We start from the raw sequence: 18,570 nt of genomic DNA, 5'->3' as shown, positions 1-18,570 counted from the left end.
CCGCTCGGGATCGCGCGCGAGCCACAGGATCAGCGCCGCCACCAGCAGCGTCAGCGCCGAGAGCGCCCAAAGCGTCGGACGCCAGCCGAAAGCCTCGATGGAGGCCGCCAGCGGGGCCGCGCCCGCGAGATTGCCAAGGCTCCCCGCCCCGATCATCGAGGCCGCAAGCGTGCCGAACAGCGCCGGCTTGAAGCTGCGCGCGAAGATGAAATAGCTGCCCACCAGAACCGGCGCGCAGCCCGCCCCGATCAGGATCATCGCGAGGTGGATACCCATCGGCCCCTGCGCCATTGCGAAGACGGCAGCGCCCCCGCCCCCGCCAAGCGCCATCAGCACGCCCACGGTGCGGCGCGGCCCGATCCGGTCCAGCGCCTCGCCGATCGGGACCTGGATCAACGCGAACGCCCCGTACCAAAGCCCCAGCGACACGGCGAGATCGCCCGGCGTCACGCCGATTTCCTTGCCCAGAACGGGCGTCAGAACGGCCAGACAGGTGCGGTAGAACTGGCTCAGAAGATAGGCGCCCACAAGCGAGGCGATCGAGATATACATGCGGGGGCTCCTTCGCGCGCACGCTCGCCCAAGGCGCGGGCAATGGCAAGAGCACATGACCCTGTGCATTCGCGCGTCCGCCCCCCTTGTCTTGGCCCCGGCACAGGATCAGGATAAGGGGCGCAGGACTTGACGAGTGCGAGGGATGCCCGAATGGAACTGACCCGCCTGATGATGCGCCTCTATTTCGACAAGGCGATGCTGGGCCCCGGCAAGGTCCGGCTGCTGGAGGAAATCGCCGAACACGGCTCGATCTCGGCGGCGGGGCGCGCGATGAAAATGAGCTACAAACGTGCGTGGTCGCTGGTCGAAGAGATGAATGCGGGGTTCAAGTCGCCGCTGGTGGATCGCGCGCGCGGCGGGGCGAAGGGAGGCGGCGCGTCGCTGACGCCCGAGGGCGAAGCGGTCCTCGCCGCCTATCGGCGGCTGGAGGAGAAAGCCCGCGAGGCAGGCACCGAAGAGATCGCCCTGATCGGCGCAATGGTCGCCGACTGAGCCCGCGGCGGTCTTTGCGCCGGATCAATGCGCCTATGGTCGGGACCGCGCATCCTGCTGGAAGTAGCCAGTAACGGACCAAGACCATGACCGATCTTCCAAGAAAGATGGCCGCGCGCGTTGCAACTCTCGGGCTCGCAGCCGCGCTCGCGGCCTGTATGCCGAGCGGCACCTCCGACGCGCAGACGCTTGCCGCCAAGGTGGAGACCCTGCGCGCCTATGACCTCGCGACGGTGGACAACAAGGCGCCCGCGCGGGCGATCCGCTTCTATATCGGAGATAATTCGCGCTTCGCCGTCTGCGGGCACTGCCTCTGCGTGACCGGGGTGATGTTTGCCCCCTACCCCGCGCTTGGCATCCGGCCGACATCGGCCTCGCCCACGTTCGCCTGCGAGCAGGAGACGCCGGAGTTCAAGGCCGATGCGGGCCTCGCGCAGCTGTTCTTCGACATGAAGCAGGCGCAGGTCGAAGGCGCGGCCGTTACCTTCACCGGCAGCGGCGATCATGTGATGGTGTTCCAGCGCGGCGGCAGCGATCTCACGCCGCCGTGAGCCTCAGACAGCAAAAAGCGCGGGAGTTCCCCCCCGCGCTCGTCATTTTCACCGATGGTAGTTGCCTCAGGCGTCGACCGTCTCGACCTGCTTGGCCTCGGAACTGGTCGGGCCTGCAATTTCGATCCGGCGCGGTTTGAGCGCCTCGGGCACTTCGCGGACGAGATCGAGATGGAGCATCCCGTCTTCATGGGTGGCCCCGGTGACCTTCACATGATCGGCCAGCGCGAAGCGGCGCTCGAAGGCGCGGGTCGCGATGCCACGATGCAGGTAGGTGCGGCCGGAATCGTCCTCGGCCTTGCGACCGGTCACGATCAGCGCGCCGTCTTTTAGCTCGACAGTCAGTTCGTCCGACCCGAAGCCCGCAACGGCGATCGAGATGCGATAGGCATTCTCGTCGGTCTTCTCGATATTGTAAGGCGGATAGGTCGGCTGGGCGAGATCGCTGGTCAGCGCACGGTCCATCATATCAGCCACGCGGTCGAAGCCCACGGTGGCGCGGTAAAGGGGCGAAAGATCAAAGTTTCGCATATCATCATCCTCTCTTGAGCGATGGTTATGAAACCCGCCCCTTTCCGGGGCCGGGCAGTTGGGCGCCAGAACCCTCATCAGGCATTCCGGCACTCATAAATTTGGGAAATCTCTCGCGACGTTTCAAGAGGGGCGCCGCTTCGGGCCAAGCCCTTAGGGTCGCAGGAATTTCGCCCCGGTTGTGCCCCCGCCAGACAGGATGCGCGGCTGGCCCTGCGCAGGCAAAGTGCCCCGGATTTGCGGTGCGGCGGAGGCGCTGGGGCCAGCGCTGGTAGATGCGGCGCGGATCACGCCCCGCCCGCTGCGCAGTGCGGATTTCAGCTGCACGACGATCGCGGGCAATTCCATCCCGTAGGCGCGCGAGACGCCATTCTTGCGCGAGCCCGAGGAGACCAGCGACACGATCTGCGCCCGCCCGCCCGCGGCGAGCCCGGAGCGATCGAAGACCGGTGCCCCCGAGGAGCCGTGAGAGACATCGCAGTCGAAGCCGATCAGCCCCTTGGCCTGCCCGAACACGCGGCACGCCTTTTGCCACGACAGCGCATCGGCCCGGCCCTGCGCGTAAGATACGACCGACACCTCGGCCCCCGCGGCAGGCACCGCACCCACGCGGAAGGGCGCTGCGATCGAAGTCGGGATCGGCGCCGAGAGCTGCAGAAGAGCGACGTCGTGGCGCACGGTGTCGATCGAGAGCGGCACGAACGGGTTATAATCCGGATCGGCGACCATCGCGGCGACCAGGCGCGCGGCGATCTCCGCCCCGTCGGTTTGGGCTGCTGCAAAACCAAGCGTCGCGGGATCGCGCGACGCCTGCGCGCGCCGGTCGAAGATGCAATGGCCCGCCGTCAGCACCAGATCGGGCGCGATCAACACGCCGGTGCAGTAGCCGTCAGCGCCGATGGTGACCTTGCCCACCGCCTCCCAGCCGAAGAGATCGGCGCGTTGCGACAGTCGGTCGAGCGCGGAATTGCGCGCCTCCTGCGCCTCGCCCATGCCGCCCAGCAGAGCCAGAGCCACGACACCCACGATGATCCGCCGAATGCCCATCGCGCTTACTTCGCCTTGATGAATTTTGCCCCGCCCGCGCGAATTTCGCGGGTGGTGGCGACATTGTCGCGGCTCTCGATAGCCTGCCGCAGATCGGCGACGCCACTGGCCAGCGCCCCGATCGAGACCGGGCGCGCGCCCATCTGGGCCTTGGCGGAGACCACCGAGACGATCTCGGGCCGCCCATTGGCGAAGCTGAAGACCGGCGAGCCCGAGGCCCCGAAATCGGCCGAGCAGCTCATCACCACCGTCGCGCCTGCACGTTCCAGCACCGAGCAATCGCGTTGCAGCGACGGCGCCTCCGAGCGGCCCTGCGCATAGGACAGAACGCCCACTTCCTCGCCGCGATAGGGCGCGCTGCGCGACACCTCAAAGGGCTGAAGCTGCGGCAGACGGATCGGCTGGGCGAGCTTGATCAGCGCCAGATCGAATTCCGAACGCTTCACACCCACCGGCCCGCCATAGTGATAAGAGGGGTGCAGCACCGCGCGCGACACTTTGCGATAAGCCTCGGCGCGACCGTTGCGCCAGCCCGCGCGAAACTCGATCTCGCGCGCATCGATCAGCGCGCCGCTGCGCTTGTCATAGAGGCAATGCCCTGCCGTTAGCACCAGATCGGGCGCGATCAGCGTGCCGGTGCAAAAGCTGCCATGGCCCAGATCGAGCCGCCCCACCGCCTGCCAGCCGCGCGTATCGTCGCCGGTCTCCAGCGCACGCAAGGGCGTCGCATGAGTGATCGTCTCGGCCCGCGCCAGCACAGGCAGCGCAGTCAGACAGGCAAGAGCGAGAGCAAGAAGGCGCATCGGGGCTCCGAAGATTGCGGGGCGTTTTGCCTTTCGTAGCGCCCCGATGCGGCCAGATTGTGGCGTGGATCAGGCCTGTGCAAGCGCCGGTGGCTTCGGCCCGCCCGTGGCCCAGTCCAAAAGTTCGACAGTGTGGACTACGGGCACCTCGGTGCCGCCACCGATCTGCACCATGCAGCCGATATTACCTGCCGCGATCACCTCGGGCTGCTTCGCCTCGAGCGTCGCCACTTTGCGCTTCTTCAGCTCGTCGGAAATCTCCGGCTGCAGCAGGTTATAGGTGCCTGCCGAGCCGCAGCACAGATGGCTGTCGGCAGGCTCGACCACCTCGAACCCAGCCTGTTTCAACAGGTCCTTCGGCGCGGATTTGATCTGCTGGCCATGCTGGAGCGAACACGCCGCGTGATAGGCGACACGCATCCCGCCCTGGCCCTCAGGCAGGCCGATTTTCACAAGGAATTCCGACACGTCACAGGCCAGACCCGCGACCTTTGCGGCCTCCTCGGCCATCGGGTCGTTGCGGAAGATATGCCCGTAATCCTTCACCGTCGTGCCGCAGCCCGAGGTGTTGATGATCACCGCATCCAGATTGCCCTCGCTCAAATAGGCACGGATGTTACGCGCGGCCTGCGAATGGCTCTCGTCCTCGCGTCCCATGTGATGCGAAAGCGCCCCGCAGCAGCCCAGTTTCTTCGGGATCACCACTTCGCAGCCCAGCCGCCGCAGCAGCCGGATCGTCGCGTCGTTGATATCGGTGTTGAGCGCCCGCTGCGCGCAGCCGATCTGCAGCGCAACGCGGTATTTCTTCTCGCCCATCGGGGCGAAGACCTGCGCATCGTCATTGCGGCTGACCGGCGGGATGGTCTTGGGCGCCATGCCCACCATCGCGCGCAGCCGCTTGTCCGGCAGCAGCCCCGCGAAGGGTTTTGCCAGTTTCGCCCCACCCATCGCCAGACGGAAGCGCCCCGGATAGGGCACGATCTTCGCCAGCGTCCAGCGCAGCAGCCGGTCCATCATTGGCCGCTTGTAGGTCTTCTCGACATGGGCGCGCGCGTGGTCGATCAGATGCATGTAATGCACGCCCGAGGGGCAGGTCGTCATGCAGGCGAGGCAGCTCAGGCAGCGGTCGAGATGCTTGACCGTCTTCTCATCCGCGGGCCGGTTGTTCTCCAGCATGTCCTTGATCAGGTAGATGCGCCCGCGCGGGCTGTCCAACTCGTCGCCCAGCACCTGATATGAGGGGCAGGTCGCGGTGCAGAACCCGCAATGGACGCAGGCGCGCAGGATCTCGTTGGAGCGCGCGACGCCGGGATCTTTCAGCTGTTCGGGCGAAAAATTCGTCTGCATCAGCCCATCCTTCCGGGGTTCAGAATACCTTTGGGGTCGAATTGCGCACGCAGCGCGGTGGTCAGCGTGGCGATCGGCGCGGGTTCGGGCTCGAAGGTCACGCCCGCCGCGCCGCGCATGCAGGTCGCGTGGCCGGTATAGAGCGAGGCCAACGCACGGGCGTCGCTGCCTTCAGGCAGAAGCGCCCAGATCAGCCCGCCACCCCAGTCGAGCAGCACCTCGCCACCCAGACGCGCGACGATCTCGGAGGCCTCCGACGGCTTCACCGAAAGCCGCCACAGATCGCCGTCCTTGCCGATAAACGGCTCCAGATCGCGCAGGCTTTGCCAGATCGCGGCCGAGCCCTCTTCCTCGATCCGCGCCGGGCCAAACGGCTCCATCAGTTTGCGCAACTGCTCCGCCCGGTAGGCGACGGATTCAGCGAGACCCTCGACCCGCACCACCGCACCGGTGCCGGGCAACCAGCCCGCACCGGATACGTCGAAGGGCGAACCCAAACCCGCCGCCAGAGCCACCTGCGCGGCTCCGGCCGGAAGGTCGATCACCACCGTCGCCTGAGACGGCGCGGCGGGCAGCAGCTTGAAGGCCACCTCGCTCATCACCCCGAGCGTGCCCCAGCTTCCGGCCATCAGTTTCACCAGATCGTAGCCGGTGACGTTCTTCATCACCCGGCCACCGTTCTTCACGATCTGCCCGCGCCCATCGACGAACCGCGTCCCGATCAAGCTGTCGCGACAGGCCCCAGCCTGCACACGCCGCGGCCCCGAGACGTTCGCCGCCACGACACCGCCCACAGTGCTCTGTCCGCGCGCGCCCAGAACCGGCCCCCAGTTCGCAGGCTCGAAGGGCAGGCGCTGGCCCTCGGCAGCAATCGCCGCCTCGACTTCGGCCAAGGGTGTCCCCGCGCCCACGACCAGCGTCAGCGCGCCCGGCTCGTAGAGCGTGATGCCCGAAATCCCGACTTCCAGCGGCTCTCCCAGACACCGGCCCACAGGTCGCGTGCCGCCTCCGCGCACGGCCAGCGCACCACCCGCATCCCGGACGGCCTCGGCCAGCTGCGCCTCGCTCTCAACTCTCATGAAATCTGCCTTCCTCTTGGCAAAAATATCCCGGGGGCTCGCGTCAGCGAGCGGGGCAGCGCCCCTCCCGGCCCTCAGCTCGCGCCGTCAGCTCGCACGGCGGCTCGCGCTCGCGCCCAACGGAAACACCTTCGCCGGGTTCAGCAGCCATTTCGGATCGAACACGTCCTTCACCCGCATCTGCGCCTCCAGATCGGCGGGCTCGAACTGCACATCCATCAGATCGCGCTTCTCGATGCCCACGCCATGCTCACCGGTCAGGCAGCCGCCCGCCTCGACGCAAAGCTTCAGGATCTCCGCGCCCAGCTTTTCGCATTGCTCCTGCTGACCCGGCTCGTTGGCATTATACAGGATCAGCGGGTGCATATTGCCGTCGCCCGCATGGAAGACATTCGCGACGTCCAGCCCGTAATCCTTCGACAGCTCGCCGATCCGGCGCAGCACGAAGGGCAGTTCCGAGACCGGGATCGTCCCGTCGAGGCACATGTAATCGTTGATCTGCCCCATCGCGCCGAAAGCGGATTTCCGGCCCAGCCAGATCCGCGCGGCCTCATCGGCCGATTGCGCCTCGCGGAACTCGACCGGCTCGTGACGGGTCGCGATCTGGCGGATCATGCCGATCTGCTCGTCGATCTCGGCCGGGCTGCCCTCGCATTCGACGATCAGCAGCGCCTCGCAATCGGGATAACCCGCATGACAGAAGGCCTCGGTCGCGACGATGCAGGGCCGGTCCATGAACTCGATCGCGACCGGCAGGATGCCCGCCTTGATGATATCGGCTACGCAGGCCCCCGCGACTTCGTTGGAGTTGAACCCGATCAGCACGGGGCGCGCGCCTTCGGGCTTGGGCAGGATCTTCAGCGTAGCCTCGGTCACGACGCCCAACTGCCCCTCCGAGCCGCAGATCAGCCCCAGAAGATCGAGCCCGCCAGCGTCAAGATACGGCCCGCCGACCTCGACCACCTCGCCCTCCATCGTGACCAGCGTCACGCCAAGGAGGTTATTCGTGGTCACCCCGTATTTCAGGCAATGTGCGCCGCCGGAATTCATCGCGATATTGCCCGAGATCGCGCAGGCGAGCTGCGACGAGGGATCGGGCGCGTAGAACCAGCCGTCGCTTTCCACCGCCCCGGTCACCGAGAGGTTCGTGCGCCCCGCCTCGACCCGGATGAAGCGGTTGGTGTAATCGGTCTCGAGCACGGCATTCATCCGCGCGAGGCCCAGCACCACCGAATCCGCCTGCGGCATCGAACCGCCCGCAAGCGAGGTGCCCGCGCCGCGCGGTACCACCGGCACGCCCAGCTCGTGGCAGGCCTTCAGCGCCGCCGCGACCTCCGCCGTCGAGCGCGGCAACACCACGCCCAAAGGCTGGCAGCGATAGGCCGAAAGCGCGTCGCACTCATAAGCACGCGTCTCGCTGGGATCGTCGATCACCGCATCCGCGGGCAGAACCTCGCGCAGGCGGGCGATGATCTGCGGCTTGCGCGCCAGCAGATCCTCCTTCGGCTTGGGCATTTCCATGGCAAACTCCTCCCGGTTGGTCAGAAAATATAACCAATAAGCCCCGGTGACAAGAGAAGCCGCATCGCGCTAACTGTCGATATGATGACGACGTTTCATATCGGCCCGCTGGGGCCGCTCGACCTCGCGGCGCTCGCCCTTCTGGTCGCCTGCTGGATGGTGATCGGCTGGACGACCGAACATCCGAGTGCAGCCCGCCCCTCGATGGGCAAGCTGATGGAGAATTACCGTCGCGAATGGATGCGCCAGCTTGTGACGCGCCAGCCGCGGATCTTCGATTCGGCGATGGTGGACGGGCTGCGGCAATCGACGACCTTCTTCGCCTCTTCTTCGCTGATCGCCATCGGTGCCGGGCTGGCGCTGATCGCGAATCCGCAGCCGCTCGCGAATCTCGCCGATGATTTCGACATCGCGCGCGGCCCCGATCTTCTGTGGGAGGCGCGTATCCTCACCGCCGTTCTGTTCGGGGCGAATGCGTTTTTGAAATTCGTCTGGTCGCACCGGCTGTTTTCCTATGCCGCGATCGCGATGGCGGCGGTGCCCAACGAGCCCGACGACCCGCTGGCCTATCCGCGCGCCGAGCAGGCGGCGCAGGTGAACATCAACGCCGCGAAAAGCTTCAATCGCGGGCTGCGCTCGGTCTATTTCGCGCTGGCGACGCTGGCGTGGCTGCTGGGGCCCTATGCGCTCATTGCGGCGACGCTGTTCACGACGGGGATGCTCTGGCGGCGCGAATTCGCCTCGGACTCGCGCCAAGCTCTGCTGCAAAACATACCTGAGTGAGCTCCGCTTTATAGTGGCTGGCAGGGCTCGCATGATTTGGCTACACCCGAAGGCATGAGCAGTTTCCTTTCCGTCGAGCAATCCCTGACAGGCCGCCGCTGGATCGGCCCCACACCCGAGGCCGACCGGCTGGCCGAGGCGATGGCGCAACAGACGCGCCTGCCCTTGCCGCTCGCCCGTATCCTCGTCGCGCGTGGCGTGACGCCGGAGGAGAGCGAGGGCTTCCTTGAACCCACTATCCGCGAACTGCTCCCCGATCCGCGCAGCTTACGCGACATGGAGCAGGCAGCCGCGCGCTTTCTCAAGGCGGTGAAGTCCGGCGAGAAGATCGCGGTCTTCGCGGATTACGACGTCGATGGCGGATCCTCGGCGGCCCTGCTGATCAACTGGCTGCGCGCGATGGGGCGCGAAGCGACGCTTTATATTCCCGACCGGATCGACGAGGGCTACGGGCCGAACGTGCCCGCGATGGAGAGCCTCGGCGCCGAGCATCCGCTGATCGTCTGCGTCGATTGCGGCACGTTGAGCCATGAACCTGTGGCCGCCGCGAAACCCGCCGATGTCGTCATTCTCGACCACCACCTGGGCGGCGAGACCCTACCCCCCGCGCTGGCCGTGGTGAACCCGAACCGGCAGGACGAGACCGGCGAGCTGGGCCATCTCTGCGCCGCCTCGGTCGTCTTCCTGATGCTGGTCGAGGCGAACCGGCAGCTGCGCGACGAAGGCGTGCAGGGCCCGCCGCTGATGACGCTCTTGGATCTCGTGGCGCTGGCGACGGTGGCAGATGTCGCGCCGCTCACGGGCTGCAACCGGGCGCTGGTGCGTCAGGGCCTCAAGATCATGGCGCGGCGCGAACGGCCCGGCCTCGTGGCGCTGTCGGATGTGGCGCGGCTCGACCGCGCGCCCGCCGCCTATCATCTGGGCTTCGTGCTCGGCCCGCGGATCAATGCGGGCGGACGGATCGGCGCGGCCGATCTGGGCGCGCGCCTGCTGTCGACAACCGACCCGCATGAGGCGCAATCCATCGCGGAGCGGCTCGACCAGCTCAACACCGAGCGCCGAGAGGTCGAGAACGCCGTGCGTGAGGCCGCGCTGACACAAGCCGAGGAGCGCGGGCTCAACGCGCCGCTCGTCTGGGCGGCGGGTGCGGGCTGGCATCCGGGCGTCGTGGGCATCGTGGCCGCGCGGCTGAAAGAGGCGACGAACCGTCCCTCCGTCGTGATCGGCGTGGATGACCGGATCGGCAAAGGCTCGGCCCGTTCGGTCGCGGGCGTCGATATCGGGGCCGCGATCCAGCGCGTCGCTGCCGAGGGGCTGCTGCTGAAGGGCGGCGGGCACAAGATGGCTGCGGGCCTCACTGTCGAGGAAGACAAGCTGGAGCCCGCGATGGCGCGCCTGTCGGAGCTTCTGGCCAAACAGGGCGCGGGCGAAATCGGACCGCGCGACCTGCGCCTCGACGGGATGCTGATGCCGGGCGCGGCGACGCCGCAGCTGATCGAAGATCTGGACCGTGCAGGCCCCTTTGGTCAGGGCGCCCCCGCCCCGCGTTTCGCCTTCGCCGATATGGAAGTCGTGGGCACGCGCCGGATCGGAGAAAGCCACCTGCGCTTCAATTTCGGCGACGGTATGGGCGGTCGGATCGAGGCGATCTGCTTCGGCGCGTTCGACGGCCCGCTCGGCCCCGCGCTGAGCCAGCCGGGCGCGCAACGCTTCCACCTCGCCGGGCGGCTGGAGATCAACACATGGGGCGGGCGCAACAAGGTGCAGCTTCGCCTCGAAGACGCCGCCGAAGCGTAACCGCCACCCCGCCGTCACACGCAGAAAAGGGTTATGTTTCCAAGGCTTCGCCGCTGCCGTAACGGAGGGACAAAAACTTTCCGAAAATCCGCAATTACCCTCTTGCGAGTCACGGTTCTCTGGCCTAAACACCGCTCCACCTTAGGCAGGTATGCCCGGAAGGTTCAGAGTGGTCCGTTCGTCTATCGGTTAGGACGCCAGGTTTTCAACCTGGAAAGAGGGGTTCGATTCCCCTACGGACTGCCACTTCCGAGCCCTGACTGAGCGTTGTGCGGTCCGTTCGTCTATCGGTTAGGACGCCAGGTTTTCAACCTGGAAAGAGGGGTTCGATTCCCCTACGGACTGCCAATACTCCCCTGATTTCAAAACGATTTCGCCGTGCGCCACCTGGTCGCGTGTTTTTGCGTTTTTCACCTCGTGCGGTTCTGCGCGCGCCGATCCCGCATGAAAAAAGCGGCCCGTTTCGGGGCCAATCCTTTGCAGCAAATGGTGCAGCGTGGGGCCAAACGCCTTGTAGGCGCGACGCCATGTCGATCAGCAGCTCCCGACAAGTTCTTCGAGAGCCATCTGCGGCGGATGTCGGTTAGGCATGACGAAGCTGCTGTTGCGGGAAAATGCGGCGTCGGTAATCTAGAGGCGGAGAGTGAGGAAGCATGATCGAGATCAGGCAAGCGATGGAGGCCGATGCTGTTGAGGCTGTCACCACCCTGCGTCGCTCAATCACCGAACTCTGTGTTGCAGATCATCAGAACGATCCGTCCGAAATCGAAGACTGGCTTGGCAACAAGACAGTTGAGACCTGGCGACAGTGGATCACGCGGGATGACGCCGTGGTGCTAGTGGCCGAGCGGAACAGGAAGGTCATAGGGGTCGGCATGGCCACCCTGAGCGGCAACATCCTCTTGAACTATGTCCATCCCGATGCCCGCTTTGGTGGCGTCAGCAAAGCTATTCTCTCAGGCTTGGAGGATGTCTTGCGCGCGCGCGGCATCCGGCGCTGCCGTTTGGAAAGCACCGTTACGGCCCAATCATTCTACGAAAGCTGCGGCTTCCGGGCAGAAGGCGGTGACGCGCACCTGCTCTCGAAATCCCTGTAGTTGCGGGGCTCGTGAAGGGCTCGAAGCGACCATTGCGCTTCGAGCCCTTCACGTTTCTCACGCGCACCATTTACTGAGAAGGCCTCACCTCTCAGCCCCGCTTTTTCAATGCTCTGTCAGCGGCCTCACGCGCCGTAGGGCACCCAGATGTTCTTCACCTGCGTCGCGCGGTCGAGGAACAGACGCCCCTGCCCCGCACGGGCTCCCCAGTCACGCGCATCGTCGGCTTCGACCCAGGTCTGCTTGAGGTTTCCGGCGCTCTGCGCCTCGACCATCTGGCTGCCCTCGGCATTCCCGAAATACCACATCGCATCGACGCCATCATGGGCGGCCAGCGTCTTCGCCAGCTCGTCGCGCGGGCCGGTGACGATGTTGACCACGCCGCCCGGCACGTCGGAGGTATCGAGCACCTGATAGAGGTCGGTCGCGGCCAGGGGATGCGTCTGGCTCGGGACCAGCACGACCCGGTTGCCCATCGCGATCGCAGGCAGCACCAGCGAGATCGCCCCCAGAAGCGGCTGCGCGGTGGGGGCCACCAGCCCCATCACCCCGATCGGCTCGTTCATCGCGAGGGTCACGAATTCCGACTTGGTCGCGTGGACCGCGCCGTCGAACTTGTCGGCTTGGGCTGCATACCAGAAGCAGCGCTCCACCGCCGTCTCAACCTCGGCCTCGGCGGCTTTGCGCGAGGCGCCGAAGCTTTCCAGACGGGCGGCGAATTCCGCGCCGCGCGCCGAGAGGTTCTCGCCGATGTAATAGAGCACCTGCGCCCGGTTATGGCCCGTCGCTTTGCCCCAGCCCTTGGCCTTATGCGCCGCCTCGACCGCGTTGCGGATGTCCTTGCGGTTGCCGAGCCCTGCGAGCCCCACGACCGCTTTGCCGCCCTTCACCTGATAGCTGTAGCCGCTATCGGGCCGCGCCTGCTTGCCGCCGACATAGAGCTTCGCGGTGCGGTCGATCTCGCCGCCCTTGATCGTGTCGGCGGGGCCGGTTTCCAGCTCGGCGGGCGTCGTGCCCTTCCCCTTGCCGGTGGCCGCCGCCGGATTGCGCAGATAGGCGCGCATGCCTTCGCGCCCACCCTCGCGGCCGAAGCCGCTCTCGCGATAGCCGCCGAAGCCCGCGCCCGCGTCGAAGATGTTGGTCGAGTTGATCCAGACGATCCCAGCTTTCACCTGCCCCGCGATGTCGAGGCACAGGTTCACGTTCTCCGACCAGATGCTGGCCGCCAGCCCGTAGCGCGTGTTGTTGGCCAGCGCGACCGCGTCGGACGGCGTGCGGAAGGTGGTGAGCGTGACCACGGGGCCGAAGATTTCCTCGGTCGCGAGAACGCTCGCAGGCTCCACATCCGTCACCAGCGTCGGCGGGAAGAAGCAGCCCTGCGGCGCGGAGCCTTGGGTCAGCGTCGCGCCCTCGCTTGCGCCCTTCTCGACCAGATCGCGGATACGCGCGAGTTGCGAGGGATGCACGATCGCGCCGATATCGGTGCTCTTGTCCATCGGATCGCCGGTGCGCAGCGTCTTCATCCGGGCGCGCAGCAGCGTCTCGAACCGCTCGGCCACCGCCTCAGCCACGAGGATGCGCGAGCCTGCGCAGCAGACCTGACCCTGATTGAACCAGATCGCATCCACCACGCCTTCGACGGCGGCGTCCAGATCGGCATCCTCGAAGACAACGAAGGGAGATTTGCCGCCCAGTTCCAGCGTCAGCGCCTTGCCGGACCCGGCGGTGCGTTCGCGCAGGATGCGGCCCACATCGGTCGAGCCGGTGAAGGCCAGCTTGTCGATCCCCTCATGGCCGACAATGGCAGCGCCGGTCTCGCCGTCGCCGGTGACGATGTTGATCACGCCTTTCGGGATGCCGCATTCCTGCGCAATCTCGGCGAAGGCCAGCGCGGTCAGCGGCGTATATTCGGCGGGCTTCAGCACCACCGTATTGCCAGCGGCGAGCGCCGGCGCGACCTTCCACGACAGCATCAGCAGCGGGAAGTTCCACGGGATGATCTGGCCGCAAACGCCCTGAGCGGAATGGCCCGGCAGTTCGTCCTCGAGGATCTCGGCCCAGCCCGCATGGTGGTAGAAGTGGCGCGCGACCAGCGGAATGTCGATGTCGCGGCTCTCGCGGATCGGCTTGCCGCTGTCGAGCGTCTCCAGCACCGCCAGAAGGCGCGAGTGCTGCTGGATGTGGCGCGCCAAAGCGTAGAGGTGCGTCGCGCGTTGATGGCCCGAAAGCTTCGCCCAACCGCTTTGCGCCTTGCGCGCGGCGGCGACGGCGGCATCCACGTCCGACGCCGAACCTTGCGTGACGCGCGCCAGCACCGTGTCGCTCGCCGGATCGCGGACTTCGAACAGATCGCCCGGCTTGGTCATCGCGCCGTCGATGAAATGGCCGAAGCCGCCCTCATGCTTGGCGAGCCATTTGCGCGCCTGGCTGTCGTCTTCGGGGGCCACGCCGTACTCCATCGTTTCGAGGATGTTCTGAATGCTCATTTTTCTCTCTCCTCAGGCCAGCGCGTGACGGCTGCTATCGGCGTAACGGCCGGTGACGTAATGCTCCAGCTGGCGCTCGATATCGCCCAGCATCGAGCTTGCGCCGAAGCGGAACAGGTCGGGGTTGAGCCAATCGCGGCCCAGTTCTTCTTTCATCAGGATCTGCCAGGCCAGCGCCTCTTTCGCCTGCTTCATCCCTCCTGCGGGCTTGAAGCCGATGCGGTGGCCGGTCGCCATCCCGTAATCGCGCAGCGCGCGCAGCATGGTCAGGCTCACGGGCAGCGTCGCGTTGACGCTCTCCTTGCCGGTCGAGGTCTTGATGAAATCGGCCCCCGCCTGCATCGCCACCATCGAGGCGGAATAGACGTTGTTCAGCGTCTCCAGCTCGCCGGTGGCCAGGATCGCCTTCATATGCGCGTCGCCGCAGGCCTCGCGCATCGCCGCGATCTCGTCATGCAAGCCCTGCCAGTTCCGGGTCAGCGCCAGTTCGCGGTTGATCACGATGTCGATCTCGGCCGCGCCCTGCGCCACCGCCCAACGGATTTCCTCGAGCCGCAGATGCAGCGGCATCAGACCCGCCGGGAAGCCCGTCGCGACAGAGGCAACGGGGATATTAGACCCTTCCAGCGCCTTGACCGCATGGGGCACCATCGTCGGGTAGACGCAAACCGCGCCCACCGTCAGCTCGCCCGCGCTCAGGCCCAGCCCCGCCTCGATATGCGAGGCCAAGGGCTTGCGCGCCTTCGCGCAGAGCCGTTTCACCCGGCCCTCGGTATCGTCGCCCGCAAGCGTCGTCAGATCGACGCAGCGCACCGCGTTGACCAGCCACGCTGCCTGATGCGCCTTCTTCACGCTGCGCCGGGTCGTCAGCGTCGCGCAGCGGCGCTCGGCGGCGGCGCGGTTGACGCGGTGGCCTTCGAACATGCCCACATCGAGCGCCATGCCGGGGTTGCGCGCATGCTCCCCTGCGACCGCAGCAGTGGGCACCAAGGCCCCTTCCGCGCGCGTCTCGGTCTTCATTTCGGTCTTCATTGCGTGTCTCCTAAATCGGGACTCGTCACAGCCTCGCCGCCACGTCCGGAATAATTCCCGGGCGTGCGCGATCGGGACAAGATCAGCATAAGTCAGCCGAGCCCATGCTCGGAAAGAAAGTCGTCGAATTCGGCGGGCGTCGCGTAGCTTGTTTGCGTGCCGCGACGGGTGATCGACAATGCGGCATAGCGCGCGGCGCGGGTCAGCGCCGCGGTGGGCTCCATCCCTTGGCCGAGGAAATGCGCGAAGCTGCCGATGAAAGCGTCGCCCGCGCCGGTCGTGTCCACGGGGGTCACGGAAACCGGGGCGATCTCTTCGACGGTGTCCGCGGTGATCCGACGCGCACCGCGCCCGCCGAGCGTCACGACGACATTGTGGATTCCGCGTTCGATCAGGCTGCGCGCGGCGGCGATCACCTCGTCATCGGTGCCGGTGGGCAGACCCGAGAGCATCGCCAGCTCGCTCTCGTTCGGGCAGAACCAGTCGAGCCCGTCGAGCCGCGCGATATCCAGATCGGGATGCGCAGGCGCGGGGTTCAGGATCGTCGTCACCCCTTCGCGCGCCCCGAAGGCCACAGTGTGATAGACGGTTTCCAGATCGACCTCGAGCTGCATCAGGATCGCAGAGGCTGCGCGCAACGTCTCGGCCGCCGCATCGACATCCGAAGGCGCCAGCGCCGCATTGGCCCCTTTCACGATCAGGATCGCGTTCTCGCCATCGCGTTCGACGAAGATCGGCGCCACGCCCGACGCCGAGCCTTCGACGGTGCGCACATGGGTCGTGTCGATCCCGTTGGTCTCCAGATTGGCGCGGACCTGCGGGCCGAACCCGTCATCGCCCACGCAGGTGACCATCGCCACATCCGAGCCCAGACGCGCGGCGGCAACCGCCTGGTTCGCGCCTTTTCCCCCGAAGCCCATTGCGAAATCGGGAGCTTCCAGCGTCTCACCGCGTCCCGGCATCCGGTCGATATAGGTCACCAGATCCATCATGTTCGAGCCGACGACGGCTATCTTCTCAGGCATTCTCTTTCTCCGTCAGGTCGGAAATCGTCTTGGCGAGCGCGGTGGTCTCGGCCTTGTCAGTATAGCCGAAGCGGGTCGCGAAATGCGCGGTCTCTCCGGCTGCGAGGCTGCGGACATGGCCCTTCGCCTTCTCCGCCGTGTAGCCCTCGGGCTCGCAGGTGGACGGCAGCGCGAAGGCCGCGACCGAGGCATCCTCGCCGTTCAGGATCCAGCGCGCGAGGTGGTCGAATTGATCGGGCCGCCAGCTCATCGAGAAACCGTCGCCCGCGGGCCGCTCCAGAAGCGCATGGCTTTCGCCCGAAGCATCGGCAGCCGGGCGCTCGACATAGAGAACCTGCTCGGGGTTCCACTTCTCGGGCGCGTCCAGCGTGGCGCTGTCTTCGGGTGCCTCGGCCAGCCGTTCGATGAAATCGGTATAGGCCTGCGTCGGCTGCACATGGGCGGGCACGTCGCGGCGCACGCGCGTGCGGTCCGGCGTGAAAGGGGCCGCCTGATGGATGCGCCCGTCTTTGACGAAGGCGAAGTTCACATGGCACATATACATCAGGTCCATCGGCAAAGCGGAGCGATTCTCGACCGCCATCGCCATCTCGATCAGCGTGTTTTCCCGCACCGTGATCGAGGGCATCGCGCGGTAATGCGGACCGAAGCCGCGGATGTAATCGACGTGACCGCCAAGACGCACGAACGCGCCCTGCCCGTCTTCGCCGATCTCCAGATGGGCCGCGTCCATCGTGGCGCAGGCCATCTCACCATGCAGCGGATGGTCGTCCTGCGGTCCGGGGCAACCGTTGCGCAGCAGACCGGAGTGATAGGCGAGACAGCCATAGGTCTCGACGATCACCTGCGCGGGGCGCGGCTCGGCAAAAGCGCTGTCCATCGTCAGGCGCACGCCGTCGAACACCGCGTCCCAGAGCATCTGGCCCATGTAAGGCAGCATCTCGACCCGGCCGCGCGGGGTGTCCACGCTGATCATCTCGATGCCAAGCGCGGTGCGCCAGCCGGTGACGGTGAAGCTGTCGGTCTTGGCGAGCACGCTCGGGGCCAGCCCGAACCGCTCACGCGGGAGAGGAATGATCACGCTCATCTTACGCTCCTTTCCGGCGACGCCAGGAATTGAGGGCTATGACCCCGATCAGGAAGGCGCCCCAGACGAAATCGATCAGGTGGTTCGAGACCCGCATCATCTGGAAGCCCGAGGACAACAGCGTCAGCGAGATCAGCGCAAGGGCGACGCCCAGCACATTGCCGCGACCGCCTGCGGGGTTGGTCCCGCCCAGCACCGCGATCAGCACCGCCTGCAGCAGGTAAGACGCGCCGTAATCCGACTTCGCCGCGTTGGTCCGCGCCGACAGCAGGATCCCCGCCATCGCGGCCAGCATCCCCGTCAGCATGTAGGAATAGAGGATCATCTGGCCGCGCTTCACCCCCGCATAGACCGCCGCTTTCGGGTTGGTCCCGATCAGCTTGAGCCGCAGCCCGAAGGAGGTCCGCGCGAGCAGCAGCGACAGTGCGATGCAGACCAGCACGAAGATCACCAGCGGCACCGGGATGCCCACCAGTTTGCCGTTGCCGATCGCGTTCCACCCCGGCGGGAAGCCGACGATCGCAGGCCCTCCCGTCAGCACGAGGCACATCCCGATGAAGACCTGGCCGGTACCCAGCGTCGCAAGGATCGGCGTAATCTTCAGCACCGAAATCAGGAAGCCGTTCAGCAGCCCCGCCAGCAGCCCCACGATCAGGGCCGCGCTCACGCCCAGCGTCACCGGGCCGAGGCCCAATGCTCCCGAGCCGCCATCGCCCGCCATCGCGCCGAACAGCGTGCCCGCAGTGATGCCCGCAAGGTTCGCGACGCCCACGATCGAGAGGTCGATCCCCCCGGTCAGCATCGCGATCATCATCGCGATCGACAGGATACCGAGTTCCGGCATGAAGAAGGCCATCGACTCGAAGTTGTAAGACGACAGGAACATCGAAGGCCGCAGCGCCGTCATCGCGATCAGCACCAGCACACAGGATACGGCCAGCATGACATTGGTCTGTGCCGCCTCGCCCTTGAGCCAGCCGCGCAGGCCGGGCCGGGAGGTGGCGTTGGTCTTGGTCTCGCTCATCATCATCTCCCCTGCCTCACACCAAAGCCCGACGGTCGCGCAGCGCCGTCACGGTCACAGCCGCAACCAGCATCGCGCCCACGACGACCCGCTGCCATGTCGTATCGATCCCCATCAGGATCAGCGAATTCTGGATCATCACGAGGATGAACACGCCCAGCACCGTACCCAGTACCGTGCCGCGCCCGCCGAAGATCGACGCGCCGCCCAGCACCACCGCCGCGATCACGTCGAGCTCCAGCCCCACGAAGTCGCGCGGATTGGCAAGCCAGATCATCGAGCTGTGCAACAGCCCCGCAAAGCCCGCCAGCGC

Annotated in this window: 18 protein-coding genes and 2 tRNA genes; 7 read left to right on the top strand and 13 right to left on the bottom strand. The window is 66.3% G+C overall.

Going from position 1 to position 18,570, the window contains the following annotated elements; all coding sequences use genetic code 11:
• Window positions 1–552: MFS transporter (locus B3D39_RS06545; protein ID WP_274963400.1), on the bottom strand; the 552-nt coding region annotated here is incomplete at its 3' end.
• A gap of 153 nt (window positions 553–705) precedes the next feature.
• On the opposite strand from B3D39_RS06545, the gene B3D39_RS06540 reads away from it, so the two are divergent.
• Window positions 706–1,047: a winged helix-turn-helix domain-containing protein gene (locus B3D39_RS06540; RefSeq protein ID WP_246832058.1), complete on the top strand. Its 342-nt coding sequence runs from the start codon at window positions 706–708 to the stop codon at window positions 1,045–1,047.
• A gap of 86 nt (window positions 1,048–1,133) precedes the next feature.
• Window positions 1,134–1,598: a hypothetical protein gene (locus tag B3D39_RS06535; protein ID WP_274963399.1), complete on the top strand. Its 465-nt coding sequence runs from the start codon at window positions 1,134–1,136 to the stop codon at window positions 1,596–1,598.
• Window positions 1,599–1,664: 66 nt separating this feature from the next.
• Here B3D39_RS06535 and B3D39_RS06530 read toward each other — a convergent pair whose 3' ends face one another.
• From B3D39_RS06530 to B3D39_RS06505, 6 genes are all read right to left on the bottom strand, one after another.
• Window positions 1,665–2,129, bottom strand: coding sequence for an Hsp20 family protein (locus tag B3D39_RS06530; RefSeq protein ID WP_274963398.1), 465 nt, complete (start codon window positions 2,127–2,129; stop codon window positions 1,665–1,667).
• 153 nt (window positions 2,130–2,282) lie between these two features.
• Window positions 2,283–3,176 (bottom strand): trypsin-like serine peptidase, encoded by an 894-nt coding sequence (locus B3D39_RS06525; protein WP_274963397.1) that lies wholly within the window; start codon window positions 3,174–3,176, stop codon window positions 2,283–2,285.
• Window positions 3,177–3,181: 5 nt separating this feature from the next.
• A complete protein-coding gene (locus B3D39_RS06520; RefSeq protein WP_078520193.1) occupies window positions 3,182–3,979 on the bottom strand; it encodes a trypsin-like serine peptidase in 798 nt (265 codons plus the stop codon).
• 69 nt (window positions 3,980–4,048) lie between these two features.
• The gene (glcF, locus tag B3D39_RS06515; protein ID WP_274963396.1) at window positions 4,049–5,326 is read right to left on the bottom strand and encodes a glycolate oxidase subunit GlcF; all 1,278 of its coding nucleotides are present in this window, start codon (window positions 5,324–5,326) and stop codon (window positions 4,049–4,051) included.
• Window positions 5,326–6,405: an FAD-binding protein gene (locus B3D39_RS06510; RefSeq protein ID WP_274963395.1), complete on the bottom strand. Its 1,080-nt coding sequence runs from the start codon at window positions 6,403–6,405 to the stop codon at window positions 5,326–5,328. Before B3D39_RS06510 ends, glcF begins: the two co-directional genes overlap by 1 nt.
• Before the next feature lie 87 nt (window positions 6,406–6,492).
• A complete protein-coding gene (locus B3D39_RS06505; RefSeq protein WP_078601680.1) occupies window positions 6,493–7,926 on the bottom strand; it encodes an FAD-linked oxidase C-terminal domain-containing protein in 1,434 nt (477 codons plus the stop codon).
• 81 nt (window positions 7,927–8,007) lie between these two features.
• Here B3D39_RS06505 and B3D39_RS06500 point away from each other — a divergent pair, with 81 nt between their 5' ends.
• The 5 genes from B3D39_RS06500 (at window position 8,008) to B3D39_RS06480 (ending at window position 11,603) form a co-directional block, all read left to right on the top strand.
• Window positions 8,008–8,709: a DUF599 domain-containing protein gene (locus B3D39_RS06500; protein WP_414717976.1), complete on the top strand. Its 702-nt coding sequence runs from the start codon at window positions 8,008–8,010 to the stop codon at window positions 8,707–8,709.
• A 54-nt stretch (window positions 8,710–8,763) separates the two neighbouring features.
• Complete coding sequence (recJ, locus tag B3D39_RS06495; protein WP_274963393.1) at window positions 8,764–10,506, top strand: single-stranded-DNA-specific exonuclease RecJ; 1,743 nt, start codon at window positions 8,764–8,766, stop codon at window positions 10,504–10,506.
• A gap of 171 nt (window positions 10,507–10,677) precedes the next feature.
• Window positions 10,678–10,752: transfer RNA gene (locus B3D39_RS06490), tRNA-Glu, on the top strand.
• 27 nt (window positions 10,753–10,779) lie between these two features.
• Window positions 10,780–10,854, top strand: a tRNA-Glu gene (locus B3D39_RS06485).
• Window positions 10,855–11,159: 305 nt separating this feature from the next.
• Window positions 11,160–11,603 carry a GNAT family N-acetyltransferase gene (locus tag B3D39_RS06480; RefSeq protein ID WP_274963392.1) on the top strand — a complete coding sequence of 148 codons (444 nt, stop codon included), beginning with the start codon at window positions 11,160–11,162 and terminating at the stop codon, window positions 11,601–11,603.
• Window positions 11,604–11,728: 125 nt separating this feature from the next.
• Here B3D39_RS06480 and B3D39_RS06475 read toward each other — a convergent pair whose 3' ends face one another.
• From B3D39_RS06475 to B3D39_RS06450, 6 genes are all read right to left on the bottom strand, one after another.
• Window positions 11,729–14,089: an aldehyde dehydrogenase family protein gene (locus B3D39_RS06475; protein ID WP_286789526.1), complete on the bottom strand. Its 2,361-nt coding sequence runs from the start codon at window positions 14,087–14,089 to the stop codon at window positions 11,729–11,731.
• A 12-nt stretch (window positions 14,090–14,101) separates the two neighbouring features.
• On the bottom strand, window positions 14,102–15,109 hold the full coding sequence (gene deoC, locus B3D39_RS06470; protein ID WP_078549732.1) for a deoxyribose-phosphate aldolase: 1,008 nt from the start codon (window positions 15,107–15,109) through the stop codon (window positions 14,102–14,104).
• Window positions 15,110–15,213: 104 nt separating this feature from the next.
• Window positions 15,214–16,146 carry a ribokinase gene (gene rbsK, locus B3D39_RS06465; protein ID WP_274962208.1) on the bottom strand — a complete coding sequence of 311 codons (933 nt, stop codon included), beginning with the start codon at window positions 16,144–16,146 and terminating at the stop codon, window positions 15,214–15,216.
• Entirely contained in the window at window positions 16,139–17,233 is a 1,095-nt protein-coding gene (locus B3D39_RS06460; RefSeq protein ID WP_274962207.1) for a DUF4432 family protein, read from the bottom strand. The genes rbsK and B3D39_RS06460 overlap by 8 nt, the downstream gene beginning before the upstream one ends.
• A 1-nt stretch (window position 17,234) precedes the next feature.
• Entirely contained in the window at window positions 17,235–18,257 is a 1,023-nt protein-coding gene (locus B3D39_RS06455; RefSeq protein ID WP_078549734.1) for an ABC transporter permease, read from the bottom strand.
• 16 nt (window positions 18,258–18,273) lie between these two features.
• A partial coding sequence (locus tag B3D39_RS06450; protein ID WP_414717975.1) for an ABC transporter permease occupies window positions 18,274–18,570 on the bottom strand: 297 nt, incomplete at its 5' end.

It is taken from the genome of Thioclava sp. UBA3469 (genome assembly GCF_002378135.1).
Taxonomy (GTDB): Bacteria; Pseudomonadota; Alphaproteobacteria; order Rhodobacterales; family Rhodobacteraceae; genus Thioclava; species Thioclava sediminum.
Note: the sequence above shows the minus strand (reverse complement) of the source record. Positions and strands in the feature narration are given on the sequence as shown.